Source organism: Streptomyces odontomachicola, from assembly GCF_039605595.1.
Classification (GTDB): domain Bacteria; phylum Actinomycetota; class Actinomycetes; order Streptomycetales; family Streptomycetaceae; genus Streptomyces.
Genome location: NZ_JBCFOK010000014.1, coordinates 158704 through 184978 on the forward strand (window position 1 = coordinate 158704; position 26275 = coordinate 184978).

23 protein-coding genes and 1 pseudogene are annotated in these 26275 nt (G+C 72.5%); 15 read left to right on the forward strand and 9 right to left on the reverse strand.

The genetic code is table 11. From position 1 onward, the window contains the following. Nucleotide 1: 1 nt before the first annotated feature. From ABEE00_RS24905 to ABEE00_RS24920, 4 genes are all read right to left on the reverse strand, one after another. Nucleotides 2-1789 carry a non-ribosomal peptide synthetase gene (locus ABEE00_RS24905; protein WP_345747884.1) on the reverse strand — a complete coding sequence of 596 codons (1788 nt, stop codon included), beginning with the start codon at nt 1787-1789 and terminating at the stop codon, nt 2-4. 176 nt (nt 1790-1965) lie between these two features. Next, nucleotides 1966-2772, reverse strand: a complete 807-nt coding sequence (locus tag ABEE00_RS24910; protein WP_345747885.1) for an SDR family oxidoreductase — start codon at nt 2770-2772, stop codon at nt 1966-1968. After that, nucleotides 2769-3611 (reverse strand): fumarylacetoacetate hydrolase family protein, encoded by an 843-nt coding sequence (locus ABEE00_RS24915; RefSeq protein ID WP_345747886.1) that lies wholly within the window; start codon nt 3609-3611, stop codon nt 2769-2771. Before ABEE00_RS24915 ends, ABEE00_RS24910 begins: the two co-directional genes overlap by 4 nt. Before the next feature lie 127 nt (nt 3612-3738). Further along, complete coding sequence (locus ABEE00_RS24920; protein ID WP_345747887.1) at nt 3739-4767, reverse strand: beta/alpha barrel domain-containing protein; 1029 nt, start codon at nt 4765-4767, stop codon at nt 3739-3741. An 896-nt stretch (nt 4768-5663) separates the two neighbouring features. Here ABEE00_RS24920 and ABEE00_RS24925 point away from each other — a divergent pair. From ABEE00_RS24925 to ABEE00_RS24940, 4 genes are all read left to right on the forward strand, one after another. Then, on the forward strand, nt 5664-6551 hold the full coding sequence (locus tag ABEE00_RS24925; protein WP_345747888.1) for a LysR family transcriptional regulator: 888 nt from the start codon (nt 5664-5666) through the stop codon (nt 6549-6551). A 106-nt stretch (nt 6552-6657) separates the two neighbouring features. Then, nucleotides 6658-7713, forward strand: coding sequence for a tartrate dehydrogenase (locus ABEE00_RS24930; RefSeq protein ID WP_345747889.1), 1056 nt, complete (start codon nt 6658-6660; stop codon nt 7711-7713). A 163-nt stretch (nt 7714-7876) separates the two neighbouring features. Continuing rightward, a complete protein-coding gene (gene dctA, locus ABEE00_RS24935) occupies nt 7877-9277 on the forward strand; it encodes a C4-dicarboxylate transporter DctA (protein ID WP_345747890.1) in 1401 nt (466 codons plus the stop codon). Between the two features lie 912 nt (nt 9278-10189). Then, complete coding sequence (locus ABEE00_RS24940) at nt 10190-11437, forward strand: PP2C family protein-serine/threonine phosphatase (protein WP_345747891.1); 1248 nt, start codon at nt 10190-10192, stop codon at nt 11435-11437. Nucleotides 11438-11497: 60 nt separating this feature from the next. Here ABEE00_RS24940 and ABEE00_RS24945 read toward each other — a convergent pair whose 3' ends face one another. After that, nucleotides 11498-12145, reverse strand: a complete 648-nt coding sequence (locus tag ABEE00_RS24945; protein WP_345747892.1) for a TetR/AcrR family transcriptional regulator — start codon at nt 12143-12145, stop codon at nt 11498-11500. 92 nt (nt 12146-12237) lie between these two features. On the opposite strand from ABEE00_RS24945, the gene ABEE00_RS24950 reads away from it, so the two are divergent. Beyond that, nucleotides 12238-13179: an aldo/keto reductase gene (locus ABEE00_RS24950; protein ID WP_345747893.1), complete on the forward strand. Its 942-nt coding sequence runs from the start codon at nt 12238-12240 to the stop codon at nt 13177-13179. 175 nt (nt 13180-13354) lie between these two features. Here the strand turns inward: ABEE00_RS24950 and ABEE00_RS24955 are convergent, their stop codons facing one another. Further along, the gene (locus ABEE00_RS24955; protein ID WP_345747894.1) at nt 13355-13582 is read right to left on the reverse strand and encodes a DUF6480 family protein; all 228 of its coding nucleotides are present in this window, start codon (nt 13580-13582) and stop codon (nt 13355-13357) included. Nucleotides 13583-13725: 143 nt separating this feature from the next. Here ABEE00_RS24955 and ABEE00_RS24960 point away from each other — a divergent pair, with 143 nt between their 5' ends. After that, on the forward strand, nt 13726-14949 hold the full coding sequence (locus tag ABEE00_RS24960; protein ID WP_345747895.1) for an FUSC family protein: 1224 nt from the start codon (nt 13726-13728) through the stop codon (nt 14947-14949). 60 nt (nt 14950-15009) lie between these two features. Here the strand turns inward: ABEE00_RS24960 and ABEE00_RS24965 are convergent, their stop codons facing one another. Then, a complete protein-coding gene (locus ABEE00_RS24965; protein WP_345747896.1) occupies nt 15010-15414 on the reverse strand; it encodes a hypothetical protein in 405 nt (134 codons plus the stop codon). Between the two features lie 467 nt (nt 15415-15881). On the opposite strand from ABEE00_RS24965, the gene ABEE00_RS24970 reads away from it, so the two are divergent. Then, a complete protein-coding gene (locus tag ABEE00_RS24970) occupies nt 15882-16109 on the forward strand; it encodes a DUF5133 domain-containing protein (protein WP_345747897.1) in 228 nt (75 codons plus the stop codon). Between the two features lie 12 nt (nt 16110-16121). On the opposite strand, the pseudogene ABEE00_RS24975 reads toward ABEE00_RS24970, so the two are convergent. Continuing rightward, nucleotides 16122-16436, reverse strand: a pseudogene (locus tag ABEE00_RS24975) (sigma-70 domain-containing protein); the annotation flags it as partial. Between the two features lie 445 nt (nt 16437-16881). Beyond that, nucleotides 16882-17799, reverse strand: coding sequence for an SDR family oxidoreductase (locus tag ABEE00_RS24980; RefSeq protein ID WP_345747898.1), 918 nt, complete (start codon nt 17797-17799; stop codon nt 16882-16884). Between the two features lie 730 nt (nt 17800-18529). On the opposite strand from ABEE00_RS24980, the gene ABEE00_RS24985 reads away from it, so the two are divergent. From ABEE00_RS24985 to ABEE00_RS25020, 8 genes are all read left to right on the forward strand, one after another. Continuing rightward, nucleotides 18530-19123 (forward strand): hypothetical protein, encoded by a 594-nt coding sequence (locus ABEE00_RS24985; RefSeq protein ID WP_345747899.1) that lies wholly within the window; start codon nt 18530-18532, stop codon nt 19121-19123. Between the two features lie 123 nt (nt 19124-19246). Beyond that, nucleotides 19247-20491 carry an NAD(P)-binding domain-containing protein gene (locus ABEE00_RS24990; protein WP_345747900.1) on the forward strand — a complete coding sequence of 415 codons (1245 nt, stop codon included), beginning with the start codon at nt 19247-19249 and terminating at the stop codon, nt 20489-20491. An 83-nt stretch (nt 20492-20574) separates the two neighbouring features. Further along, the gene (locus ABEE00_RS24995) at nt 20575-21345 is read left to right on the forward strand and encodes a methyltransferase domain-containing protein (protein ID WP_345747901.1); all 771 of its coding nucleotides are present in this window, start codon (nt 20575-20577) and stop codon (nt 21343-21345) included. Nucleotides 21346-21769: 424 nt separating this feature from the next. Continuing rightward, nucleotides 21770-21910, forward strand: a complete 141-nt coding sequence (locus ABEE00_RS25000) for a hypothetical protein (RefSeq protein WP_345747902.1) — start codon at nt 21770-21772, stop codon at nt 21908-21910. A gap of 210 nt (nt 21911-22120) precedes the next feature. Continuing rightward, entirely contained in the window at nt 22121-23674 is a 1554-nt protein-coding gene (locus ABEE00_RS25005) for an RraA family protein (RefSeq protein ID WP_345747903.1), read from the forward strand. After that, entirely contained in the window at nt 23671-25008 is a 1338-nt protein-coding gene (locus ABEE00_RS25010) for a TRAP transporter large permease subunit (protein WP_345747904.1), read from the forward strand. Before ABEE00_RS25005 ends, ABEE00_RS25010 begins: the two co-directional genes overlap by 4 nt. Nucleotides 25009-25037: 29 nt before the next feature. Continuing rightward, nucleotides 25038-25397, forward strand: a complete 360-nt coding sequence (locus tag ABEE00_RS25015; protein WP_345747905.1) for a hypothetical protein — start codon at nt 25038-25040, stop codon at nt 25395-25397. 104 nt (nt 25398-25501) lie between these two features. Beyond that, nucleotides 25502-26260 carry an IclR family transcriptional regulator gene (locus ABEE00_RS25020; protein WP_345747906.1) on the forward strand — a complete coding sequence of 253 codons (759 nt, stop codon included), beginning with the start codon at nt 25502-25504 and terminating at the stop codon, nt 26258-26260. Nucleotides 26261-26275 lie beyond the last annotated feature (15 nt).

A 26275-nucleotide genomic window follows, 5' to 3' on the forward strand; every position in this document is an offset into this window, starting at 1 on the left:
GCTAGACGCTCCGTTCCGGAAGCTGCTCGGTCAGCCCGCGCAGGTTCTCGGCGCGCAGCACGTCGCGGATGCCCACGTCCCGCCAGCCCAGCTCCTTCATCTTGGTCACGAGCACGACCGCCGAGGCCGAATCGCCCCCGACGTCGAAGAAGTTGTCGTCCAACTGCACGTCCTCGACACCGGTGAGGGTCCGTACGAGGTGCAGTACGCGCTGGTCGGGCCCGCCCGCGGAATGCGGCTCCCGCTGCGCGGAGACCCGTCGCCGCCCGGCGCGCAGGGCCTCGCGGTCGACCTTCCCGTTCGGGGTGTAGGGGAAGGACTCGACGCGGTCGAGCACCGAGGGGATCTTGTACGAGTCGAGGACCCGCTCCAGATGCCGCCGCACGGTGCGCGCGTCGGTGCCGCCCTGGTAGTAGCAGACCAGCACGTCCAGGTCGTCGGCGTCCGCGCTGTCGTGCGCCTCGGCCACGACCACGGCGTCCGCGACGGTCTCCAGCCGGCACACGGCGTTCTCGATCTCGCCGGGGTCGAGCCGGTAGCCGCGCACCTTGACCTGCCGGTCGGCGCGCTCCACGAAGTGCAGGCTGCCGTCGCGCTCCTCGACGATGTCGCCGGTGCGGTAGACGGCCCCGGCTCCGTCCTGCTCGGCCCCGTACGGCTCGGCTCCGTACGCCTCGGTCCCGTCCTCCCGGAATGGCCGGAGGCCGTGCTCGGTGAGGTAGCCGAGGGCGACGCTCTCGCCGGTGATGACCAGTTCGCCGCGGCGGGGCCGGGCGCCCTCCGCCTCCGTCTCCAGTTCCGGCTCCGTTTCGCGGAGGTGGTAGGCGCAGTCCCCCACCACGGTGCCCAGCGGCACCGACTCGCGGCACTCGTCGGGGTCGAGCGGATCGGTGAGGAGGTTGCAGACCGTGGTCTCGGTCAGTCCGTAGGCGTTGTGGAAGCGCGTGGCCGCCGACCACTTCCGCAGCACCGAAAGACGGCACGGGCCGCCTCCGTTGACCACGTGCTCCAGGCGCATCGCCGGGGTCGGCGCGGTCACGGTCAGGGCGAAGGGCGTGGTCTTGAGGTGGCTGATCCGGGACCGCTCCAGGGTCTCCGCGAGGATCGCCCCCGGCGCCAGGCGTGACTCGTCCAGCACGACCAGGCAGGCCCCTGCGGTGAGGGTCCACAGGATCTCGGTGAGGCAGCCGTCGAAGGTCAGCCGCGCGAACTGGAGCGTACGGGATCCCGGGCCGACCTCCAGGCGCTCGACGTGGTCGCGGATCACCGGAGCGAGCGGCGCCGCGCGGACCAGGACGCACTTGGGCTTTCCCGTGGAGCCCGAGGTGGAGATCGCGTACCCCACCTCACCGCCGTCGGAGGGGAGTGCGCGCGGCGGCTGCCAGGGGATGCCGGGCGCGCGCCCGTCGGGGAGCCACCGCCGCGGCACCTCGGTGAGGTCCACGTGCCCGTCGGGCGAGGAGGTGGCGGCGAGGGTACGGAGTCCGAGCAGCCGTACCTTGTCGGCGTTGGAGGACTCGCTGTCCCGGCCGTCGATGATGACGAACGGCCGGCGGGCCTTGAGCGCGCCGACCACGGCGACGACGGCGCCCGCGTCGCGACGGCTCTCGATGCCGACGAACTCCCCCGGCGCAGTGTGTTCGGCGAGCCGCCGCGCTAAGTCGTCCGTGAGCGCGCCGAACTCCCGGTAGCTGAAGGTCCTGTCCGCCGTCTCCAGCGCGTCGTGGTCCGGGAACTCCCGCACGGCACGGTCGACCGCGCCGGCGACCGACGTGTAGCGAGTGTGCACCTGGCCCTCCTCCTGTGTGATGTGCCGTTGCCGGTCCGGGGGTGCGGGTGCGCACGCGTGCGGCGCACCCTTCGTACGGCCGGCTTGTCGTTCGGATCGGCCCGTCGTACGGGTCGGCCTGTCGTGTGGACCGGCCTGTCGTTCACAGCGGCCTGTCGTGCGGACCGGCCTGTCGTTCAGAGCGACTTCGCGAATCCGCCGTCGCAGCGGATGCCGGTCCCGGTGATGTAGGCGGCCCGGTCGCTCGCGAGGAAGGCGACCAGTTCGCCGAGGTCGTCGGGGGTGCCGTAGCGGTCGAGCGGTATGGACTCCAGCGTTCTCGCGCGCACCGCATCGGCGTCGGTGCCCAGCCGTTCGGCGGTGGCCGCCTCGACCGCCCGCAGCCGGTCGGTGTCGACCTTGCCGGGGACCACGTGGTTGACGGTGACGCCGAAGGGTCCTGCGCTCTCCGCGAGCAGCTTCAGGTACGACTCCACCGCCGACCGCGCCACGGACGAGGCCGCCAGGCTGCTGATGGGGGTGAACAGGGAACTGGAGGTGACCGCGACGAGCCGCCCCCAGCCCCGCTGCTTCATCCCCGGCAGCACCGCGGCGACCACGCTGTGCAGCGACAGCAGCATCACGTCGATCGCCTGCTGGAGATCCCCTACGGACAGCTCGTCCACCGGACGGGGCGCGGCCCCCGGCGAGTTGAGGAGGACGATGTCGAAGGGGCCGGCGCCTGCGACCCGTTCACCGACACCGGCCGGATCCCGGAAGTCGCAGGCCAGCGAGGCGTGCCCGGCCCCCGGCAACCCGTCGGCCGCCTTCGCCGCCCGGTCCTCGTCGGTGCCGGTGACCGTGACCGCGGCGCCCTCGCGTGCCAGGCACCGCGCGACGCCGAGGCCGATACCCCGCGTGCCGCACAGCACCAACGCGCGCTTGCCCACGAGCTCCTGCGGCACCGCGCCCGGTTCGGCCGCGGCGTTCCGTGCCGCGCTCAACGGACGGGGTGGGCGAGCGTGCCCACGCCCTCGACGACGGCCTGGACCCTGTCGCCCGCGTTGATCACCGTGGCGCCCGGAGTGCCGGTGCAGATCACGGTGCCGGGGGCGAGGGTGCGGCCCGCGGTGAAGTACTCGACCAGATACCCCACGTCGTACTTCATCGAGGTGGGGGCGGCCGAGGCGACCGTCTCGCCGTTTAGGACCGTGGCGATCCGTACGTCGTCCAGGGTGTGCCCGAACTCGTCCAGGGTCACCAGGACCGGGCCGATGCTGCAGAACGTGTCGAAGCCCTTGGACCACGGGATGTACCGCGGGTTCTCCCTGATCGCGTCCTCGGCGGTCATGTCCAGGACGCCGGTGACCCCCGCCACCACCGACTGCCAGGCGTCGCGCGGGACGTCCTTGCACTCCGTGCCGATGACCAGCCCCAACTCGGCCTCCGCGGTCACCCTCTTGGACTGCACGGGCAGCTCGATGTAGTCGCCGTTGCCGATGAGGCAGCCGGACGGCCGCAGGTACGAGCCGGGGCCCGAGGACGGCTGCTGGGTCTCCAAATCCTCGGAGTGGCGCAGGTAGTTGAGGCCCGCGCCCCAGATGTCGGTGCCGCGGTCGGCGACCGAGGCGGCCAACGCCTCCTCCACCTCCACGGGTTCGGTGGCGTCGCCCTGCCGTCGCAGGGCCTCACCCAGTTCGCGCAGCTCCTGCTCGCCCACGAGGTCGGCGATGCGGGTGATCCCCGCGTAGCCGTGCATGTTCTTCAACGGCAGCCACCTGTCGCGGTGGCTCACCACGATCTCGCTCGGGCGCGTGGCGGGGGCGGTCCTGGCCAGTTTCACTGCTTCTCCTGTTCGCCGGTCGGTCGGAGCGCTGCCGGGGATCGCATCCGGGTGCCGTTTCCGCATGCCGCGTCCGGATGTCGCTTCCGGGTGTGGAGCTGACGGGGGCGTGTCTCGCGGATCGGCTCTAGGCGTCGATGCGGAGGGCCGCCTCGCGGAAGTCGTCCTTGCCGGGGCTGTGGTCGGCGATCACGACCGCGGTCTCCATCAGCCGCGCGGGGTCCGTGCGGTACTCGGCCGCGAGCTGCTCCACCAGCGGGAAGAAGCCGGAGTGGATGCCGATGACGGCGCCGAGGACCTGCATGGTGCGGTCCTCGCGTATGGCGTCCATGTTGACCCGGGAGTATTCGGCGAGCTGGGCGAGCTCCTGGTAGTCGAACAGGTCGCCCCGCTCCAGCTTGACCACCCCGGCCAGCGACTCGATCGCGGCGTTGCCCGAGCCCCGCCCGATGCCGTTGAGCGTGGCGTCGACGATGGTCGCGCCGGCCTCGAAGGCGGTCATGCTGTTGATGTTCGCCATGCCGAGGTTGTCGTGGCCGTGGAAGCCGACCACGGGGAAGTGCCGCCGTACCGCGCTGACATAGCTGTGCACGGCGTCGGGGAGCATCGCGCCGTAGGAGTCGACGACGTAGATGCCCTCGACGGTGTCGGGGACGTCCTCCAGAAAGCCGAGGAGCCTCTCGACCGGGGTCGCGCTCGACTTCATCAGGTTCAGATAGACCTGGTCGCAGACCTCGGTGCACCGGCGCACGTACTCGAGGTTGCCGGGGACCTTCTCGGGTTCCATCCCGAGGCGGACGAAGGACATGCCGTTCTTGCTCAGGTTCTCGATCGTCTCCAGCCTGCTGAAGCCCGGCTGCGCGAACATGCCCCACGGCTTGTCCGTCAGCGTGACGCCGGCGATCTCGCTCCAGCGGTCCTCGTCGATGTTGCAGGCCCTGATCCCGGTCCGTTCCGCCTCGAGCCCGAGCCCGTGACCGATCTCGACCTTGCTGACCGGGGTCTCGTTCAGCCGGGTTAACAGACTCGTCACGAACCCTTCGTCGAGCTGGAAGTCGACGGCGTACGAGCCGTCGCGCAGGGTGCAGTCGAGCAGTTCGATCTTCGACGTTCCGGTCTTCGACGTTCCCATGAGGTGGCCGTCCGGCAAGGACATGTCGCCACTCCTCTCCGTAGGATGCCGCAGGAAATCCACTGTCGCGCCGACCCCGCGCATCGCACAGCAATGCAGGGCAATATCGAGGGAAATTCTCGGCGGCGCGCAACCAAATAGAGATAACGCAGCCGGGAGCCCGGCAGAACACAACCTTGAGCGCGGAACCAACATCCCGGCTGAGCGAAATGCGCGCACCGGAAATGGCCGGCACTTCACTCAGGGGTCGATTCCGATTCAGCGCACCTCAGGGCCGAAGCGCGTCAGGGAAACCACTGCCTGGCGCAGAGACGCGTCAGACACACGCACACACGAAAGCCGACCAACCAGCGCATCTCCTCGGATAGTGAGAATTGCTCCGCCATGCCCGAACAGGTACGTACCACAAAGCCTGCACAGCCTCTGGATCACCTGTCAAGGCCCCCATTCGGCAGAGAACGCCCAGCAGACGGGGCGGCCTAATTTTCCTCGGACGAGCTTAATGGAGCTTATGCCCGATTTCTCCATCGGGTCACCCCTGGGCCCCCGCCTGGGGATTCACATGCGGCGATCCGGGTACTTCCGACGCATGGCGAGTAATAACAAAGTCATCTCCACGGAAAACTTCGGGATTCACGTCCCGACTCCATGTGCGCGCAGCATCCTGTTCACCGCACCGAGATGTACGGGCGAATGAATGAGAGCGCGCTGAAATTCTTTCATCCTCGGTTTCCGCAGGTCATCCGCCACGATTACACAGGGAGGAACCGCCGGGAGCGCCGCGGAAATCAACGCCGCGCAAGTAACGGAACTTCACATTCCGTAGCCTGCTCTTAAGCCTCCACGCCACGGCAGGGCACGCCGTTCCGCGTTTAGGCTCTGGGCCGTACGCCGTCCAGGACCACCCGCGGAGAGCACTGATGGACATTCGCCAGCTCGCGTACTTCCTGGCGATCGTCGACGCCGGCAGCTTCAACCGCGCGGCCACCGCCCTGTACGTCTCGCAGCCCTCGCTCTCGCAGACCGTTCGCGCCCTGGAACGCGATCTGGGCTCCGAGCTCTTCCACCGCATCGGCAGGCGCGCCGTGCTGACCGAGGCGGGACGCGCGCTGATCGAACCGGCCCGCGCGGCGGTGCGCAGCCTGGAGACCGCGCGGGCGAGCGTCGCCTCCGTACACGAACTGCGCTCGGGGCGGCTGGACTTGGCGTCGATGCCCTCGCAGGCCGTCGAACCGCTCACCACGCTGATCCGCTCCTTCAGCGGCCGCTACCCGGAGGTGGTGGTGGCGGTGAAGGCCGTGTTCACCACGCGCGACGTCGTCGAGGCCGTGCGCACAGGGGCCGTGGAACTGGGACTGCTCGCCTCGGCGGGACCGCTGCCGGACAAGGAGGTCACCTCGCTCGCCCTCGGAGAGCAGCGCTTCGTCCTCCTCGTACCGCCGGGCGACGCGCTCGCCGCGCGCCGCAGCGTGGCGAGCGGGGAGCTGGCAGGGCTCCGGCTGATCGTCGGCCAGCCGGGCACGGGCATGCGGGCGTACGTCGACTCGCTGCGGGAGCAGGGCGTCGACTTCTCCGTCGCGGCCGAGATCGAGCACCGGGTGGCGCTGCTGCCGCTGGTGCTGGCCGGGGTCGGCCACGCGGTGGTCACCGAGTCCTGGCGGGACCTGGCCCGGCAGGCGGGGGCGGGCGTCCTGGACATCGAGCCCGCGACCGCCCTGCGGATCGGCCTCGTCAGCCGCCGCGGCCCCCTCTCCCCCGCTGCCGCCGCGTTCCTCGACACCGCACGCGCCCACGCCGGGACAGGCTGACCACCCCGCTCGCCGCCAACCCCCGCTTGCTGATAACCCCTGCTTATAAGGCAGATGCGAACTGCGTCTTGGACGCCGTGTCAGGCGCGTTGCTGGAATCGGCGGCATGACCGACCACCGCATCGCCCTCATCCCCGGCGACGGCATCGGCGCCGAAGTCCTGCCGCCCGCGCAGCAGGTGCTCGACGCCATGGGCCGCCGCCACGGCTTCACGCTGGGCTACACCGCCTACGACTGGTCCTGCGCGCGCTATCTGCGCGAGGGCGCGATGATGCCGGAGGACGGCATCGACCAACTCCGCGACAAGGACGCCGTCCTGCTCGGCGCGGTGGGCTACCCGGGCGTGCCCGACCACGTCTCGCTGTGGGGCCTGCTGATCCCGATCCGCCGCAGCTTCCGACAGTACGTCAACCTGCGCCCGGTCCGCGTCTTCGAGGGCATCGAGAGCCCGGTGCACGGCGCGGTGGCGGGCGAGGTCGACTTCGTCGTGGTCCGCGAGAACGTGGAGGGCGAGTACAGCGAGGCCGGCGGCCGCCTCAACCGGGGGTTCGAGGACGAAATGGCCGTCCAGGAGGCCGTGTTCACCCGCGCCGGCGTCACGCGGGTCCTGGAGTACGCCTTCGAGCTGGCGGACCGTCGCGGCGGCCGGCTCACCTCGGCGACCAAGTCGAACGGGATCGTGCACACCATGCCGTTCTGGGACCAGCTCGTGGCCGAACGCGCCGCGCACCACCCCGGGGTGGCCTGGGACCAGGAGCACATCGACGCCCTGGCGGCCAAGTTCGTCCTGGAACCCGCGCGCTTCGACGTCGTCGTCGGCTCCAACCTCTTCGGCGACATCCTCAGCGACCTGGCCGCCGCCGTCGCCGGGTCCATCGGCATCGCCCCGTCCGCCAACCTCAATCCGGCGGGCGAGTTCCCGTCCATGTTCGAGCCGGTGCACGGCTCGGCGCCGGACATCGCGGGCCGGGGCGTCGCCAACCCGCTGGGCGCGATCTGGTCGGCGGCCATGATGCTCGACCACCTCGGCCACCCCCGGGCCGCCCACGAGATCACCGAGGCCATCGCCGCCGTCCTGGCCAAGACCGATCTGCGCACCCGCGACCTGGGCGGCACGGCCGGCACGGCGGAGTTCACCGACAAGCTGCTCGAACTGCTGTAACCAGCCGCAACCGGCTGCGCCCAGCTCCAGCCGACGGGCTTCCCCGGGGCGCTCACGTCTCCCGGAGCGGCATGGCCCTCCCGCGCACAGCCGCGCCCCGGATGCCGCGTCTCGGCTGCCGCGCGTCCCGGCTGCGCCCCGTTCCTCGACGAGGAGAAACGCCATGGCAGCACCCGTACAGCCCGTACCACCCGCGACGCCGCAGGCCGACGGGGCCGAGCAGGCCAAGAAGCCCTGGCACCGGCAGCTCTACTTCTGGGTCCTCACCGCCATCGTCACCGGCGTGCTCACCGGCTGGCTGTGGCCCTCGGCGGGCACCGCCATGGAGCCGGTCGGCACCACCTTCGTCGCCGCGATCAAGATGCTGATCACGCCGATCGTCTTCCTGACCATCGTCGCCGGCATCGGCTCCGTGGACAGCCTCGGCCGGGTCGGCAGGGTCGGCCTCAAGTCGCTGCTCTACTTCCAGGCCGGCACCCTGGCCGCCCTCCTCGTCGGCCTCGTCGCCGTGAACGTCTTCCAGCCCGGCGCCGGCGTCCACGCCCACCCCGGCGACCTCCACCTGGCGGGCGAGGCGGGACAGTACGTCAAGGAGGGCAAGGGCCAGTCCTGGTGGCACTTCCTGACCGACCTCGTACCCACCAGCGCGGTCGGCGCCTTCGCCGAGGGCGACATCCTCCAGGTCATCTTCTTCTCCGTGCTGTTCGGCATCGCCCTCAAGGCCGTAGGCCCCGTGGGCGAGCCGCTCGTGGAGGGCGTCCAGCGGCTCAGCGCGGTCGTCTTCAAGATCCTGCAGTACGTCATGCTGGCCGCGCCGGTGGGCGCGTTCGGGGCGATGGCCTACACCGTCGGGCAGTACGGCATCTCGACGCTGTCCAGCCTCGGCCACCTCATCGGACTCTTCTACGGCACCTCGGCGTTCTTCGTGCTCTTCGTCCTCGGAGCCGTCACCGCGGCGCTCCGCATCAACATCCTCCGGCTGCTGCGCTATCTGCGCGAGGAGTTCGTCCTGGTCCTGGGCACCTCGTCCTCGGAGAGCGCGCTGCCGCGCCTGATGACGAAGCTCGAAGGGCTCGGGATACGCCGCGACATCGTCGGCCTCACCGTTCCGACCGGCTACTCCTTCAACCTCGACGGCAGCTCCCTCTACCTCTCCCTCGCCGCCGTCTACATCGCCCAGGCCACCGACACCCCGCTGAGCATCGGCCGGCAGCTCGGCCTGCTCGCCGTCATGCTCCTCACCTCCAAGGGGTCGGGAGGCGTCACCGGCGCCGGCTTCATCGCGCTGGCCGCCACGCTCTCCACCGTCGGCACCGTTCCCGCGGCCGGCATCATGCTGATCTTCGGCATCGACAAGTTCATGTCCGAATGCCGCGCGCTGACCAACCTCGCGGGAAACAGCGTCGCCACGCTCGTCGTCGCCCGCTGGGAGAGGGCCCTCGACACGGCCCGCGTCAACGAGGTCCTGCGCACGGGCACGCCGCAGCCACAACCACCACCACAGCCCGCACAGCAGGAATCACGGCGGGACGCGGACAGCGTCGGGGCGCCCGCCAACGTCTGACCCGGCCGCGCGTCGCTCCGTCGGACCGGGCGGGCCCAGTGGCGGTGTGCGGTCGCTGCCTCGGCGAGGGCCGGGAGGTGGGCGGAGACGGTGACCGCGCCATGGTCGGTGGTCGGTGTCGCCTGGTCCGCTCCGGCCTCCAAGCCCCGGGGTCCCCGTGCCCCTGGAAGGAGCTCGGCGGCCAGGCGAGCGCCAGTCCGTAGCCGCCGACCGGCTTTCCGTGCCGGTAGGCGTTGCGTACGAAGCGAGGCGCGGCATCCCCGGCGAAGCCCCCCGGCAGGTCCAGCCCGTCGGGCAGGACGACCGCGTCGTAGAGCACGGCCGCGACGGTGGCAGCGCGCGGGTGACCGGGACGTTCTGGCTGCTCGCCGCGCTCACACTCCCGTTCTGCGGGGTCAGCACCTCGACGTTCGCACCCCGGTCGGCCAACGCCTCGGTGAGCGCGTCCAGTTGGTCGCCGCCCACGCCGTCGGTGGCCGGTACGGCGATCCGGCGGGTGCAGGGAGCCGTCGCCCCGGTTGTCCTCCAAGCTGAGCGCCGGCGAGGGCCCGGGGCGCGGGCGCTCCTCACGGGGGGGGGGCGGGCCACGCCCACGCCGTCGGCCACCCAGTGCAGGCCCTCCTTGCGGAGGAGTTGCCTGTTGGCGGCGGTCAGCCCGCCGACGTCCCGCTCGGGGCGACGGGAGGGCCTCGATGCCGCGGGCACGGCACGCGTCGGCCGGCCCGCCGGGCGGACCGCAAGCATGCCGTTCCCCGCCAGGGGCCACTCGGGACGGCAAACGCGCCGCCCGCCATGCCGCACGTACGGGCACGGCACACGCTGCTGGGGAACGCTCCGCGAGGCCGGGCCCCTCAGGGCAGGGCCTGGTGCACATGCCGACGGTTTGCCGCGCGCCGGCGAGGCCGCCGGGCGATGGTGGAGGGCGAGGAAGGGAGCGCGCTCGTGGGTGACAGGCTCGGTGAGCTTCCCCGGCTGCTGACGGCCGCGGAGGAGGCCGCGCCGGCGGAGACGGTCGAGGTGGTCGCGGACGACCTGCGGCAGCGCTTCGGCGCGACGCGGGTGAGCTTTCTCCTCGTGGACATGTCGGGGAGGGCCGCGGTACGCCTGACCACGTCCGCCGGACAGGACGAACGGGTCGAGCTGCCCGACAGCACGTACGAGCAGGTCATCCGCACCCAGCAGGCGCACCGCGAGGACACGCAACAGGGATGCCGGGTGATCGCCCCGGTCACCAACCGCGGCGACGCGATCGGACTGCTGGAACTCCTGCTGCCCGCAGGTGCCGACGCCGACACCTTCGAGGACGTACGGCAGGCCGCCCACGCGCTGGCCTACATCGTCCTCGCCAACCAGCGCTTCACCGACCTCTACACCTGGGGCAAGCGCCCCCGCCCCCTCACGCTCGCCGCCGAGATCCAGCACCGGCTGCTGCCGCCGTCGCTGACGTGCGAGGCGGCACAGTTCGCGCTGTGCGGGGACCTCGCGCCCTCGGAATCCATCAGCGGCGACACCTTCGACTACACCCTCGACCGCGACGCCCTGCACCTGTCGGTCACCGACCCCATGGGCCACGATCTGACCTCGGCGCTGACGGCCACCGTGCTGCTCGGCGCCCTGCGCGGGGCGCGCCGCTCGGGCGCCGACCTCACCGGCCAGGCGGCGCGGGCCGACCGGGCGCTGGCCGAACACGGCGCGGGTCACGCCACAGGACAGCTGCTCCGCGTCGGCCTCGCCTCGGGCCGGGCGCGGCTGGTCAACGCCGGCCACCCGTGGCCCCTGCGCCTGCGGGACGGCGCGGTGGAGGAGGTCGCCTGCGCGGTGGACCGCCCCTTCGGGCTGCCTCTGCCCGTGCCCTGCCGCTACCGCGTACAGGACCTCGACCTGCGCCCCGGCGACCGCCTCGTACTCCTCACCGACGGCATGCTCGAACGGCACGCGGAGAAGGTCGATCTGCCGGCCCTGGTGGCGAGGACCCGCGATCTCCACCCGCGCGAGACCGCGGGGACGCTGACCGACGCCGTCCAGGAGGCCGCCGGCGGGCGGCTCCAGGACGACGCCACGGTGCTGGTCCTGGACTGGCACGGCCCCCAGGAGACCCAGCGCCACGTGGCCTCCGGCGCGGACCCCGAGCAGGCCTCACCGGCGCGCCCGCAGCTCTAGTTCCTGTGCTTTTCGGCCGGGGCGCGGGCGCCGGTCTGCGGACGGGCCCGGCACGGGAGTTCAGCGCCGTGGGCGAGTGCGGGGTTCCGGCGGGGCCGGAGGACGCAGCGCGTCGACGAGCAGGTCGAGGAGTCGGTCGATCCGCTGCGTGGTGTCGGTCGCCGTCGTCGAGAGGAACACGCCCAGCAGCATCATCGTGACGTCCTCGGGATCGACGTCGGCGCGCAGCGAGCCCGTCTCGGCGCCGCTCCGCAGGATCAGGGCGAGGGTCTCCGTGATGCGTTCCCGCGTAGTGGGCGTGGCGATGGTGCCCGACGCCCAGCCGGCGCGCAGCGTCTGCGACATGCCGCGCTTGATCTCAAAGAAGGCCGCGTACCGGGCCACCCACGCGCGCAGGGCCGCCGCGGGCTCCATTTCGTCGAGCAACTTCGGCGCGTCGGCGACGACTTCGTCGAGCTCCGCGGCGTAGAGCGCCTCCACCAGCGCCTCCCGGGTCGGGAAGTGCCGGTAGAGCGTGCCGATCCCGACGCCGGCGGCGCGGGCGACCGCGTCGAGGCGGACGTTGTCCGGCGTCGTCGCGAAGGCGTCCCGGGCGGCGGCGAGGAGCCGGTCGCGGTTGCGCCGCGCGTCGGAGCGGGCCGGACGGGCGGGCGTCCCCGCGGCGCGGCCGTCGGCCGGGGGCTCGGACTCGGACTCGGTCCCAGGCAAAACGGAGAACCTCCGGTTAGTGCTATGTTCGATGAAACGGAGTGACTCCGCTTCGTCCATCCTCCCATGCCCCGCCGCGAAGGAGACAGTCCATGACCTCCCCCGACAGGTCCGATCACGTCACGGCGTCCGGAGCACCGCGCCCCGGTGGAGCCGGGCGGCTCGCGCACCGGACCGTTTCCCGGGTCGGCTTCGGCGCGATGCAGCTGGAGCGCCTTCAGGGCGACCGCCCGGCCGCCGTCGCACTGCTGCGCCGCTGCATCGAGCTGGGCGTCGATCACATCGACACGGCCCAGTTCTACGGGCACGGCTTCGTGAACGAGGTGATCCGTGAGGCCGTCCGGCCCGAGGACGACGTCCTGGTGGCCAGCAAGGTCGGCGCCGAGCCCGACCGCGAGGGCCCGATTCCGCTCCGCCTCGCCCAGCGTCCCGAGCAACTGCGCGCCGCGGTCGAGGACAACCTGGCCACCCTGGAGGCCGAGCAGATCCCTCTGGTCAACCTCCGCCGTACGGACACGGGTCCCGGCCTGCGCGCCGAGGGGGACCAGCTCGTGCCCCTCGACGACCAGCTCGCCGAGCTGATCGCGCTGCGGGACGCGGGCAAGATCGGCGCGATCGGCCTCAGCAGCGTCTCCATGGACGTGCTGCGCCGCGCCCTGCCCGCGGGCATCGCCTGTGTGCAGAACGCGTACAGCCTGCTGAGCCGCGACGACGAGGACATGCTGGGCCTGTGCCGGGAGGAGGGGATCGCCTGGGTTCCGTACTTCCCGCTCGGCGGCGCCTTCGAGGGGATGCCGAAAGTCACGGACGAGCCCGCCGTGACCGCCGCAGCACGGGAGTCGGGCGCGACCCCGGCTCAGATCGGCCTCGCCTGGCTGCTCCACCACGCGCCGAACGTGCTGCTGATCCCCGGCACGGCGGACCCCGCGCACCTGGAGGCGAACGTCGCGGCCGCGGACGTCACGCTCAGCCCGGCCACGCTCGGCGCCCTGGACGCCGTTCCGCCGCGCTCGGGAGACAGCGCGCTGGACTAGCGTCCACAACGGGCCCCGGGCCGACCGCCGGCGGGCGGGCTCGCGCCGGTCACCGGTCGCCGGTACGGGACGCCGGCCACCCGTCCGTACGAGGTGACGGTCCCCCGTTCTCCCGTACGGGACGACGGTCGCCTCGTACGGAGCACCGTTCACCGGCACGGAGGGGCCCGCTCCCTCACAGCATGAAGATCCACGCCGCGAAGAAGATCACGAAGCAGAGCACCACGATCCCCAGCAGGACCAGCGGCGTCGCGGCCCAGCCGTGGGAGGGGTTGTGCGTCTCCTCGGGCCCCGCGTCCGGCGTCCCGCCCTCGGCGGGCGGCGTCTCACCGGGAGGCACCTGGCCCCCGCGTTCCAGTCCCGTGGTGCTGCGCGGGTCGGGGTCGGGGTTCTTCTCGGTCATCTCCGCCGGGTTGCCATCCCGGCGGGACACAATCACCGCTCTCGCGCCGACACCACGAAGGTAGGAGGGCGCGGCCGGGGGTACCCCGCGCCGGGGCGGATCCGCCCGCCCCTCACAAGCGCGCTGCACGACGGAGGCTCTGGTTGTCCCCTGACTCGACGGGCACGTCCCCCACCCAGGCGGCCGCGCGCGTGCACGACATCGGGTGGGTGGAGCGGCGCCGCCGCGCCGTCCACCGCCTCAAAGAGGCCGCGCACCGGATGCGGGCCTACGGAGGCCCGGAGCGCGAGACGCTGTATCTGCTGTTCAAAAGCGGTCTTGCCGGAGTGACCGCCTGGGTGCTGGCCCAGGACGTGATCGCCTCGCCTCAGCCGACGTACGCCCCCTTCACCGCGCTGCTGGTCGTGCAGTCCACCGCCTACCGCTCCCTGATGCAGACGCTGCGCTACGTACTGGCCGTGGTCGTCGGCGTGCTCGCGGCCGGGGCGGCGGGGCCGCTGCTGGGGCAGAACGCGTGGGCCTTCGCGGCGATGCTGGCCGTCGCCCTGGTGGTGGGCCGCTGGCAGCGCCTCGGCAGCCAGGGCCTGCAGGTGTCGGTCGCCGCGGTCTTCGCCTTCAACGCCCTGCTGGGCACCTCCACCACCACCGTGTGGCAGATCATCGCCATGGCGCTGCTCGGCGCCGGCGTGGGACTGGCGGTGGCCCTGCTGGTCATGCCGCCGCTTCGCTACCGCACCGCCTCCCAGGGCATCGCCCACGCTTCCGACGCACTGTGCGCGCTGCTGCACGACATGAGCGAAGGGCTGGAACAGGGCATGCCGGAACGCGACACGGTGGCCGACTGGCTGCACCGCTCCCGCCCGCTGGACATGAGCGTCAACAGCGCGCGGCAGGCGGTGGAGTCCGGTTCCGAGAGCGTCGTATGGAACCCGCGCCGCCTCATACGCTCCCGCCCCACCCCCACCAGCTTCCGCGGCTACCGCACCCTGCTGGAGGCCCTGGCCCGCGCCGGAGAACAGATGCGCAGCATCTGCTACGCGCTGCTGCGCATCATCGACGACCCCGACACCCCCGCCCCGGGCGACGGCTTCCTCTCCTCGTACGCGGAACTCCTGCGGGTGGTGGAGAACGTCCCCGGCGTCATCGGCACCCCCGCCGGGGAGGACGGCGGCGGTTCCCCCGCCGACGGGGCGCTGGTAGAGGGCCGGGCCCGGCAGCGTGACCTGCGGACGAACTGCGCCTCCGACCCGGCCTGGCCCACCTACGGGGTCCTGCTCACCGACACCGAGAGGCTGCTGGAGGAGTTCGCCACCGCCCACGACCACGGCGCCCAGCACCCCGAGGCCCGCGCGTCCCTCGCGCGCTGAGGCCGACTGAGGCCAGACGGCCCGCCCCGGACCGGCGCACAGGCCCCGCCTCACTCTCCCTCAGGCCCCCGCGCCCCCGCCACGGCCCTCGTCGAATCCCTCCCGCAAGCGCTGGAGCCTGTCGTTGTTCCACGCCATCGCCCGCTCGACGTCGTCGGGGTGCAGGCCGGTGACCTCGCTCAGCCGCCCGCGGGTGAGCCCCTCCGGATGTTCGCGCAGGGCCCGCTCGATCTTCCCGGTCCACAACTCCTCTTCCACGAAGGGGCGTCGGCGGTACTCCTCCCGCAGCGCCTCCAGGTGCTCGGCGCAACAGACCGTCAGCAGGCGCTTGCCGTCCTGCGACGGCTCCTCGGGATGGATGGCCGAGGAATCCCGTACGAGGTCGAAGTGCACCTCCCGCGACACCCGCCGGCCGCACACATCGCAGATGTCCGAAAACGGGTCGTCCTCCTGCTCCGCAGTCATACGGGAAAACTACCCAGCCCCTGCCGGGAGGGGGCCACGGGCACCCCGGCCAGGGGAGGCCGATGCGGTGAAGCGCCGGTCCCGGTCGGACACCACCCGGGGAACTTCGAGGGACGTACCCGCACGGAGCGTCACCTGCCCGCGGGCGGGTATTCGGTGCGGCGTCCTCGACCGGGGCGTGATCCGGGGGGCGCCCTCGAAGGCGCGAGGGGCCTTCGAGGGCCCCCACCCGCCGACCCCGATCGTTGACCCCGCCCGCCCGGAAGCGCTCCCTGAACCCCCGTTCACCTTGTCCGAAATGCGAGTGTGGCCGGGCTTGTGAGGGGTATCCCGTTCCCTGGTTCTCCGTGTGAGGCGGGACCGCTCCCGGAGGTCCCGGCGCGCCTCCGGGAGGCCCGCGGACACGCCGCACGGCCCCGTCGAACCGTCGAGAACCGGATCCCACCGCGTGGAAGGACGCCAAGATCATGCTGCAAGCCCGCCCCGAGGTGCTGCAAAGCCTCCTGGGCCAGCGCGAGGCCCTGACCCTGCTGCGCGAGCAGGGGGACGGCCCCGAGCTGAGGCAGCAGGTGGAGGACGTGGAGTACACGCTGTGCGTGAGCACCGGTACGCGCGAGGTGGCCGGCGCGCTCGAGACCGCCCGGCGCCGACTCGCCGCTGAGCGACGGCCCGACGACGCCGCGCACCGGTCCTGACCCCGCCCCGGGGAGGGCGTCGAGCAGGGTGAAGTCGTCGTCCGCGCCCGTCATCTGCGCGTCCAGCGACAGGGTGCGGAAGCTGTGCAGCGCCTCCAGGCCCAGCCGTACATCCTCCTCGCTCAGCCCGGTGTGCGCGGCCGGCCGCTCCGCCGTCGGCGCCCGGCCGTCCCCGGAGACCTCCTGCGCGGCCGCGCGGACCTGGTTGCGCAACACCTGGACGCGGCGCGGCACATGCACCTCCCGCAGGTTGTCGCGGAAGTGCCGCTTGAGCTCTCCGGTGATGGTGGGAACCGCATAGGAGACGAAGGCGTTCCCGCGTCGCGGGGAGGACGTGGAGGATCTGGAGCAGGTGGCCGCTGTGGGGCTGATGAAGGCGGTGGAGAGTTTCGATCCCGCGCGGACCGCACGGGCGAACTCGGCGGCGGTATCCGGCGCGTCAAGCGGTCGGATGCGAGGTTTCGGTGGTCGCGGCGTAACCGAAGGTTCACACCGGTCCGACCGGAGCACTCGCTCCTCGCTCACGCCCGCTCACCACCCGGCGGCGCAGTGGTCAACTCCGCCCGGACCGCCGAGAGTTCGGCGCTCCGGAGTGCGGGCCGAACGCGCCCGCCAGGCCTGCCGGAACTCCTCGCTGCCGGTGTGCAGTTCGGCCGCGCGGGGCGCCGTCCACCTGGCCTCGCTCCCGGACGACGGCCCCAGCCGGCGGCTTCTTCACCTGGGGCGGATCGGTCGTTCCCCGCTGGAGTGGCGGCGGACTGCGCCTGGCGTGCTAGGCGGTGCCCCCGCGCGGCTCGAAGTAGTACCCCTGGTCGAGGTCTTCCAGCAGGCCGGCCTCGGTCGGGGTCCAGCCGGTGCACTTCCGGGTGAGGGTGTTGGAGACGGGGCTGTCCGATGTGAGGAACGCTCCCAGGAACCCGAAATGGTCATCGACCTGGGACATCGGCACCGACCGCGCCGGCAGGCCGAGATGGCGCCCGATGGTCTCGGCGATCTCGCGGAGCGCGACGCCCTCCTCGGCCACGGCGTGCAGGTACCCCGCCGGCGCGCCCTCGATCGCCAGCCGGAAGAGGCGGGCGGTGTCCCGCACATGCACCGCTGGCCAGCGCGAGGAACCATCCCCGGGGTAGCCCGAGAAGCCGGTCCGGCGCGCGGTGTCGATCAGGTGCGGTACGAAGCCGTTGTCGCCCTCGCCGTGATTGGTCGGAGCCAGCCGTACGACGGTGGGCCGCAGACCGCGCTCGGCGAGCGCGAGCGCGGCCTCGTCCGAGGGCTGCCGCGCGGCGAGGAGCGCGTCGGGCGCGGGCCGATCGCGCTCGGTGGCGGGCACCCCGTCCCGCGCCAGCCCCACGGTGCCGGACGCGACGGCGATCGGCCCGCCTGGCGCCAGCCCCTCCCCCAGCGCCCGGATCGTGGCGACGTCGGAGGCGACCGCCTCGGCCATCCCTCCCGACAGCGCGCGCTCCACCGGAAACGCGAGGTGGATTACCGCGTCGGCGCGAGCCGCGGCCTCCCGCAGCACGTCATGGTCCTCGACGGAGCCGCGTACGCTCACCGCACCCGCCGCCTCGACGACGGCCGCTGAAGCCTCCGAGCGGGCCAGCCCGCTGACCTGGTGCCCGGCCGCGACCATCTCCGGTACGACGGCGGAGCCCACCCAGCCGGACGCGCCGGTGACGAGCACACGCATGACAGGGACCTCCAGACACGACTAGTGGCACCCCGCCGCGACCGGGGAGCCGAACGCCTCACGCGATCATGCGCCTCCATCCCTACCATTCCTCGCCCCGAACTCAAGGGCTCACGCCCGCACTTGCACACGACTGCCGGGCGGGGACGGCGTACGCCGCTGTGCCGGACGACCCCCGATGCCGGACGAACCCCGCTGTCGGACACCCCTCGATCGAGCACGCCAGAGCCGCCGGCCGCACTGCCTCAACGTCGCGCAGGGGCCCGGGAGTTGGCCACACCCGCCTCGCTCTCCCCGCTCCCGGAAGGCAGCCGGCGGACCACGCCGCCCCACCCGTGCCCAGCGCCCGCGCCCCGAACCCACGCCGCTCCGAAAGGGGACCCTCCCGTCCCGCACCCGGCGCGCGCCGGCCCCCGCGTCACGTTCCGGACGATCTGCGCCCGCCAGATACGGCAGGGCGGGCAGGGTGCTGCGCTCGGAAGGCCCGCCGTGGCCCGGGCGCCTCCGGCCTCGCCGCAGCCGGCGTACGGGCAGGCCACGCAAGAGACGCATGCCGGGTCGGCCAAGCGGAGCAGAAGGCCCGGCGGAGCCCCGGAGGCACACGAGTGCCACCCCGGCTGCGCCGCGTTCCGGCCACGCGCCCCGCCCCGGCGACATCTCGCCGGTGACACCGGCCCACGCCCCCGACCACAATGACCCGGTCATGGTGGCTTCGACTTCTGTGTCGCGTGTGCACCGTTACGGCCGGATGCCGTACGCGGTGTTCAAGGCGGCTGCCCACGCGGGGATGCTCGCGGCGCTGGGCACCGCGCTGGTCACGGCCGGCCATCATGCCGTCTTCGACACCCCGGTCTCCGAGGTCGGCCGCACCGCGGTGGCGGGGCTGCTGTTCGCTCTGGCGCTGGTGTGGAGCGGGCGGTTCGCCGTGCTGCGGCGGCAGTTGACGGTGTACCTCAGGGTGCAGGCGCTGAGCGCATGCTGCTTCGCGGCGTACGCCGGGCCCGCACACGGCAAGGCCAGTGAAGCGTGGCCCCTGTTGGCCGCGCACCTGGTACTGACAGTGCTCCTCGCCTGCCTGCTGCACAGCGAGCGCAGCGGCCGCCGCGTACTGCTCTCCCTGCTCGCGAAGACCGCCGACGAACTCCGCGCGTGGTGCGCGCGCTTGCGGCATGCGCTGCTGTTGGTCTGCTCGCGCCTGGTCGTGCCCACGGTGGCGCGCGCCCGCACCGAACCGCCACCCGCCCCCGCCTCTCCCAGAGAACTGGCGCTCGCGGGCTGCGTCGTACGCCGGGGTCCCCCGCCCGGCGTCACGCTCGCCGCGTGAATCCGCTGTGAGGCCCGGCCCGCCGGGCCGCCGCGGCGAGCGACGCACCCCGCACATCCGACCGCCATCCACCATCACCGGCAGACCGTCCCGTCCGACGACGACGGCTGCCCGGGGGGACTCATGTCTGCGACTGTCGTCGTGATCGGGGCGGGCCCGTACGGCCTGTCCACCGCCGCGCATCTCAATGCGCGCGGCCTGCGCGTACGGATCTTCGGCTCGACCATGGAGAGCTGGGAGCGGCACATGCCCGCGGGCATGCTGCTGAAGTCCCCGCCCGCCGCCTCCACCCTCTCCGCTCCGCGCCCCGGCCACACGCTGGCCGACTTCTGCCGGGAGGCGGGGGAACCGCAGCGGGGCGAGGACGAGCAGGTGCCGATCGAAGTGTTCGTACGCTACGGCCGCTGGTACGCCGAGCAGTTGGTGCCCGAGGTGGAGGACGAACGGGTCCTGGCCGTGGACCGTCGGTACGGGGGCTTCCCGATCACGCTCTCCTCCGGCGAGAGGCTGCGGGCCGGGGCCGTCGTGGTCGCCAGCGGGCTGACCGGCTTCGCGCATCTGCCGCCGGTACTGGCACAAGCCGCACCCGGCGCACCCGACGCCTCGCACGCCCGCATCACCCACAGCAGCCGGCGCAGCGACCTGTCCGCCTTCGCCGGCCGGCAGGTGATCGTCGTCGGCGCCGGGCAGTCCGCGCTGGAGAGCGCGGCGCTGCTGCACGAACACGGCGCGCGCGTACGGCTGTTGGTGCGTGGACGCGGCATCGGCTTCGGCGCGCCGCCCACCCCGCCGCCGCACTGGCGGCCCGACACCCCGCTGGGCCGCTCCTGGGGGCTGTACGGGGTGGTCAACCACGCCCCGGCCGTACACCGGCTGCCCGCCGGGCTCCGGCTGCGGCTCGTACGCGAGGTGCTCGGCCCCCTCGGCGCGTGGTGGCTCAAGGAGCGTGTGCAGGAGCGGATACCGGTGCTGGCCAGGCGGCGCATCGTCGGCGCCGAGGCCGCGGGGGACGGCATGGCGCTGACCACGCGGCACGCCTCCGGGCGGGTCGAGCGTCTGGGGGCCGATCATGTGCTGGCCGCCACCGGTTACCGGCCGCGGCTGGAGGCGCTCGGCTTCCTCTCGCCCGCGCTGCTGGGCGCGCTCGGGCGCACGGGCGGATTCCCGCGCCTGGACGCGGAGTTCGCCTCCACCGTGCCGGGCCTGTACTTCACCGGCCTGCCGGCCGCGGCCGCCTACGGCCCGCTGATGCGCTTCGTGTGCGGCACGGCCTTCGCCTCGCCGCGGGTGGCCGCCGCGGTGGAGGAACACCTGAGGAGGGCACCGCTGTCCGAACGTGACCGGTTGATCGGGTCCGAGCGGTCATGAACGGCCGCTGGGCGTACGCGAGTTGGCCTCTCCGCGCGAAGTCGGGCGGAGTCGGGCGGAGTCGGTCTGGAGGCACATACCTGATGGTTACGGCAGGGAAGGGGACGTCAGTGGTGAAGTCGGGAGTCAAGCGGCTCTTGGGGCGGGCGGGGTTCGACATCGTACGCAGCACCAACAACCGCGGCGGGGTGGACGACTTCATCCCGTTCGAGGCGACGGTGCAGGCGGCGCGCAAGGCCGGTCTCCCGGTCGGCGACTACATCGACGAGGTCATGAACGGGACGCCGGGCGCCACCCAGTCCACCATCGATGAACTGCGGAATCGCGGCGTCTTCGCCGGCGGGCCCGACACGGTGCTGGAGATCGGGCCCGGGTCCGGACGCTACCTGGAGAAGACCCTCAAGGAGTGCTCGCCCGCGCGTTACGAGATCTACGAGACGGCGGCGCCCTGGGCCGACTACCTGGTGGCCACCTTCGGCGTGGTCGCCCGGCCGACAGCGGAGTGCAGCCTCGCCCCGACGGCCGACGGGAGCGTCGACCTCGTACAGGCCCACAAGGTCTTCAACACCCTGACCTTCCTCGGCTCTTCGCGCTACTTCTTCGAGATGGCGCGCGTCGCGCGGCCCGGCGGCCGCATCGTCTTCGACGTGATGACGGAGAACTGCCTGGATCCGGCCACGATGCACGCGTGGGCGACCAAGGGCGGCGCGGGCCACGACTCCTACCCGGCCGCGATGCCGCGCCGGGTGTGCGTGGACCTCTTCGCGACGCTCGGCTGCCGCTTGGAGTCCGCCTTCCTGGCGCCACTGGGGTTCGCGTCCACGGAGGTGCTGGTGTTCCGGAAGGGGGCGTGAGGGTCTGAGGGTTTCCGCTTCGCGAGGTTGCCGAAGGGCGCGGACGCCCTTGCGGTTGGCCGTCCGCGGAGGCAACGTCCTCGGCGCGGTCGAGTGACTGCCGCGCGCCACTTCGGCACCGCCGCGCTGGGGATGTTGGGGCGGCCGTCCGATCACGCCGCGTTGCGCAAGCGCCGAGCTCGGCCGCACACCCGAAGCCATGCGCGCAGGGCCTGACGCGGCCGCCCGCGACGCCAACGCCCCAGACACGGGCGGAGGACCGTCACGTACAACGCTCCAGCACTGCCACCGGGGACGTTGGGGCTGGCCGTCCAGCCATGCCGCGCTGTACGAGCACCGGCCCGGTCGTACACGGGATGCCGCACGCGCTGGGCCTGGCGCGGCCGCCCGCAGCAACGGGGAACGGTTCTTCACTGACGCGCCCGTGGCGGTCTTCCCGGTGAGCTGGCAGGACGCCGGCTCGGGTGTCTTCGCCCTCGCCGCCGCGACCCTCGCGCTGGGCCTGGGGCCCCTGCGCAACGCCCCGGCCCACCGCACCACCACGTACGCGCTGCTGGCGGGGTAGGCCGCGCTCGTGGTCGACACCTATCTCTACTGACGCGCTACGGACTCGCTACTGGCGCGCATCCGTAGGGAGTTGAGCGTGGCAGCGCCGAAGTACCCCCGCCCCGTGGCCAATTTCGATTGATCCACCAGCACCTCTTGACGCCCGCAGGGCGCCCAAGCACCATCCTCACGCACTCAATGAGAGAAATTATCACTGCATGAGAAAGGCGTGAAGGTGAAGGTCGGGATTCTCGGGTTGGGCGAGGCGGGGGCGCTGTATGCGGTGGGGTTCGTGGAACAGGGATGGGAGGTGTCCGGATTCGATCCGGGCCAGGTGGCGACCCCGGCGGGGGTGCTGCGGGTCGGCACGGCCGCCGAGGCCGTCAGCGGATGCGCGTTGGTGCTGAGCCTCACCGGCGGCAAGGCCGCGCTCGCCGTGGCACGGGAGGTCGCGCCGCATCTGGAGCAGGGCGCGGTCTACGCGGACATGAACGCCGCCGCTCCCGCGGTGAAGCGCCGGATCGCCGAGGCCGTCAGCGCCTCGTCGCCCGCGGCGTTCGCGGACGTCGCGGTCATCGGCTCGGTGCCCAAATACCGTCACCGCACCGCCCTGGTGGCCAGCGGCGAGGGCGCCCCCGCACTCGCGGACCACTTCGGCGCCCTCGGTGCCCCACTGGAGGACCTGGGCGCCGAGCCGGGCGCGGCCTCGGCGCGCAAGCTGCTGCGCAGCCTGTTCATGAAGGGCCTCGCCGCCGTCATCGTGCAGGCCGTCGAAGCGGCCAGGGCGGCCGGCGACGAGCCGTGGGTGCGCGAGCAGATCGCGCGGGAACTCGCCGACGGCGAGGCCACGTTGGAACGGCTGTACCAGGGCACGGCCAAGCACGCGGAGCGCCGCGGGCGCGAGGTCGCGGCCGCGGCGGAGCTCGTCGCGGAGATGGGTCTCGACGACGGCCTGGCGCGGGAGGTCAGCCGCCTGCACTTCCTGGCGGGACGCGCCGAGGGCCTGCGCGACACCACCCGCGTCACGCGGGAGCTCGTGGCCGCGTACGAGGACCTGCCCACGGCGAACATCGGTGACGCAACGGACCGTCTGGGCCTGCTGGACTCCGGCATCAGCACCCTGTGGCCGGGGGCCAGGGCAGTGGGCACCGCGCGCACGGTGTGGACCCGGGCAGGCGACAACCAGGCTCTGCACGAGGCGGTACGCATCGCCGAGCCCGGCGACGTACTCGTGGTCAACGGCGAGGGCGACGTCTCCCGCGCGCTTGTCGGCGAACTCATCGCCGAACGCGCCCGTGCGCGCGGCGTGGTGGGCATGGTGCTCGACGGGGCGGCCCGCGACGTCGAGGTGCTCACCGAGATGGGCTTCCCGGTGTGGGCCCGCGCCGTCACACCGGCCGGCCCCTACAAGTCGGGGCCCGGCAGGGTCGGCGTGCCCGTGGCCGTCGGCGGGGTGGTGTGCCGGCCGGGCGATCTCGTCTGCGCTGACGGCGACGGCGTCGCGGTCGTTCCCGCCGAGCGCGCCGCCACCGTCCTGGCCGCCGCCCGCGAGGTGGAGGCCGAGGAGGCACGGCGGCGTGCCGACATCCGCGCCGCGGCGGACCCGACCGCCGAGACCTCGACCGCCGGGACCTCGACCGCCGAGACCTCGACCACCGGGACCCCGGCCGCCGCAGACCCGACCACCGCGGACCCAGCCACCGCGGACCCAGCCGCCGCAGACCCAGCCACCGGGGCCCCAACCGCCGCGGCCCCAGCACCCGTCGCGGGAGGCACACCATGATCGCCGTCTGGGCGCTGGCCTGCTACATCGCGGCCATCATCGTGTGGAACGCCGTCCTCAAGCGGAACATCGGCGAGGCCCTGATCGTCGGCCTCCTGATCACCGGGCTGTTCGCGGGCGGGGACATCGGGCACGTCCTGTGGACCGGGTTCGCCGAGGCCATGCACGAGGAAGTCACCTTCGCCGCCCTCGCGTTCGTGTTCATGAGCTATCTGCTCGCCCGCACCCCCGTGCTCGACCAGCTACTGGGCATCCTCAACTCCCTGCTCGGACGGCTGCGCGGCGGTCCCGTCTACACCTCCACGCTCGCCGCCGGGATCTTCGGCGCCATCGCGCACGTCGGCGCGGCGGTGACCGCGGCGGTCGGCTCTGTGACCATCCCGTGGATGAAGCGCTCGAAGGTCAGCGGCGAACTCGCCGCCACGGTGGCGGCGGGCGGCGCCGGCATGGGCGTGACCTTCCCCTTCAGCTCCACCATGTTCATCCTGATGGGCACGGCCGGTGTGGCGTCCATGGCCGGCACCGACGACATCGTGCTGCCCCTTTTCCTGGGCGGCCTGTGGTGCCTGGGCTACCGCATGATCGCCGCCTTCGTCATGGTGCGCCGGCACAAGGTCCAGGCGATGGACCGCGCCGACCTGCTCCCGCTGCGCACCAGCCTGAGCACGGGGTGGACGAGCCTGTTCCTGTTCGCGGCGATCGCGGTGCCGCTGCTGCTCACCAAGGGGCCGCCCGGCGCGTCGGTCGGCGCCTGGGTCGGTACGGAGATGTCGGACGCCATCAGTCTGATCACCTGGATCCCGGTGCTCCTGATCGCCACCGTCCTCCTGCTCGGCCACCGCCATCTGCCGCGTTCGGGCCGCGAGTGGTGGTCGGTGCTCGGCGGCGCCGCCCCGCAGTTCGGGGTGATCGGGGTGACCATCGTGGCCGCCTTCTCCGCCTCCAACGTGCTGGGCGAGCTCGGCCTGCCGCAGCAGCTCACCGACCTGCTCGCCGGGATCGACGCCCCGCTGTGGGCGATGGCCCTGATCGTCGGCCTCCTCGTCGTCGGTGTGGCCGTCCCGCTCACCGCCAGCGCCACCATGGCCGCCATCGGCCCGGTCGCCGTCTCCTCGCTGGTCGGCGCCGGCGTGCCGCCCGCCACCGCGTGCGTCGCCGTGCTCATCTTCGCCTCGACCGAGGGCGCCTCGCCCCCGTCCGGAGCGCCGATCTACGTCGCCAGCGGCATCGCCGGCGTCGACCCGTCCCGCACCTTCCTGCCCCTGGTCACGTACTACTGCCTCCCGATCCTGCTCATCGGCGCCGCCGTGGCCACCGGCCTGCTGCCCGTCTGAGCGAAGGGCTCTGAGCGAAAGGCCACTCCATGGTTCCCCGCCTGCTGCACCCCCTCTTCCGCCTCAGCATCCTCGCCTTCCTGCTCGGCGGAGCCGCCATCGTCCTCGGCCAGTCCGCCGGCATCGTGCTCGGCGACGCCCGCTGGGTGGCGCGGGCCCAGAGCAGCGTTCAGCCCGCCACCTGCATCGCCGCGGGCATCAGCGGCATCCTCGCGTTCGCGCTCTCCTACCGCCGGGCCGAGCCGCCCGGACCGCACGCCCACGACCAGCACCGCGAGCACGCGACAGCCGCCAACACCGGCGGCTCCGCCGACGACGCCAATCCCGCCCACTCCGTCAGCCCCGTCAACCCCGTCAACCCCGTCAACGCCCCCAACAGCGCCCAGTAGCCCGCGCGTTCCCGGATGGGTCCCGTGCGATCCACACCCCACTGCTCACATGGTGATAAGTCTTATCGGGCCAGCCGTGACGAGCAGACCATCCAGGAGCCGCCATGCCACCCTCCGCCGCGCCCGCCTCCGCCATGCGCTCCCTCGACCGGGCCTTCGACGTCCTGGCCGTCCTGGAGGACACCCGGCAGCCGCTGCGCCTGAGCGAGGTCGCACGCCGCGCCGACCTGCACGTCGCCACGACCCAGCGCATCCTCAACGTGCTCATCGAGCGCGGATACGCCGCGAAGGAGGACATCGGCTACGTAGCAGGACCGGCCGCCGTCGCCACCGCGCACGCCTTCCTCGTCAACAACCGCCTCAGCCAGATCGCCCTCCCCGTCCTGCAGGAACTCGCCGCCACCGCGGGCCAGGCGGCCAGCCTGTACGTGCGCGTCGGGCTCTCCCGCGTCCTCATCGCCCGCGTCCAGAGCCGCAACCCCCTGCGCTACCAGCTCCCCATCGGGGAGAAGCTCCCGCTGCACCTCGGCGCCGGCAAGGCCCTGGCCGCCTGGCTCCCCGAGGACGAACTGCACGCCCTTATCGAGCAGTACACCCCGTTCACCCGGATCTCCGGCGAACACGTCACCGCCGAGGATCTGGAGGCCGATCTCCGCCGAGTCCGGCGCGAGGGCTACGCCCTGTCCGTCAGCGAACGCGTCCTCGACGTCACCGCCGTCAGCGCACCCGTACGCCGCGAGGAGGAGGTACTGGGCGCGCTCAGCATCACCGGCACGGGCAGCGAACTCACCCAGGACGACCACGCCCGCCTCATCGGCGAGGTCCGCAGGGCAGCGGACGAGATCGCCGCACGCTGCCCCTGACGGAAGCCGCTCGCC

Excerpts from the sequence above, each read along its gene's own strand:
- ABEE00_RS24920 (WP_345747887.1), bottom strand. The coding sequence starts at position 4,767 with ATGTCCTTGCCGGACGGCCACCTCATGGGAACGTCGAAGACCGGAACG.
- ABEE00_RS24925 (WP_345747888.1), top strand. The coding sequence starts at position 5,664 with ATGGACATTCGCCAGCTCGCGTACTTCCTGGCGATCGTCGACGCCGGC.
- ABEE00_RS24930 (WP_345747889.1), top strand. The coding sequence starts at position 6,658 with ATGACCGACCACCGCATCGCCCTCATCCCCGGCGACGGCATCGGCGCC.
- dctA (WP_345747890.1), top strand. The coding sequence starts at position 7,877 with ATGGCAGCACCCGTACAGCCCGTACCACCCGCGACGCCGCAGGCCGAC.
- ABEE00_RS24940 (WP_345747891.1), top strand. The coding sequence starts at position 10,190 with ATGGTGGAGGGCGAGGAAGGGAGCGCGCTCGTGGGTGACAGGCTCGGT.
- ABEE00_RS24950 (WP_345747893.1), top strand. The coding sequence starts at position 12,238 with ATGACCTCCCCCGACAGGTCCGATCACGTCACGGCGTCCGGAGCACCG.
- ABEE00_RS24955 (WP_345747894.1), bottom strand. The coding sequence starts at position 13,582 with ATGACCGAGAAGAACCCCGACCCCGACCCGCGCAGCACCACGGGACTG.
- ABEE00_RS24965 (WP_345747896.1), bottom strand. The coding sequence starts at position 15,414 with ATGACTGCGGAGCAGGAGGACGACCCGTTTTCGGACATCTGCGATGTG.
- ABEE00_RS24970 (WP_345747897.1), top strand. The coding sequence starts at position 15,882 with ATGCTGCAAGCCCGCCCCGAGGTGCTGCAAAGCCTCCTGGGCCAGCGC.
- ABEE00_RS24980 (WP_345747898.1), bottom strand. The coding sequence starts at position 17,799 with ATGCGTGTGCTCGTCACCGGCGCGTCCGGCTGGGTGGGCTCCGCCGTC.
- ABEE00_RS24990 (WP_345747900.1), top strand. The coding sequence starts at position 19,247 with ATGTCTGCGACTGTCGTCGTGATCGGGGCGGGCCCGTACGGCCTGTCC.
- ABEE00_RS24995 (WP_345747901.1), top strand. The coding sequence starts at position 20,575 with ATGGTTACGGCAGGGAAGGGGACGTCAGTGGTGAAGTCGGGAGTCAAG.
- ABEE00_RS25010 (WP_345747904.1), top strand. The coding sequence starts at position 23,671 with ATGATCGCCGTCTGGGCGCTGGCCTGCTACATCGCGGCCATCATCGTG.
- ABEE00_RS25015 (WP_345747905.1), top strand. The coding sequence starts at position 25,038 with ATGGTTCCCCGCCTGCTGCACCCCCTCTTCCGCCTCAGCATCCTCGCC.
- ABEE00_RS25020 (WP_345747906.1), top strand. The coding sequence starts at position 25,502 with ATGCCACCCTCCGCCGCGCCCGCCTCCGCCATGCGCTCCCTCGACCGG.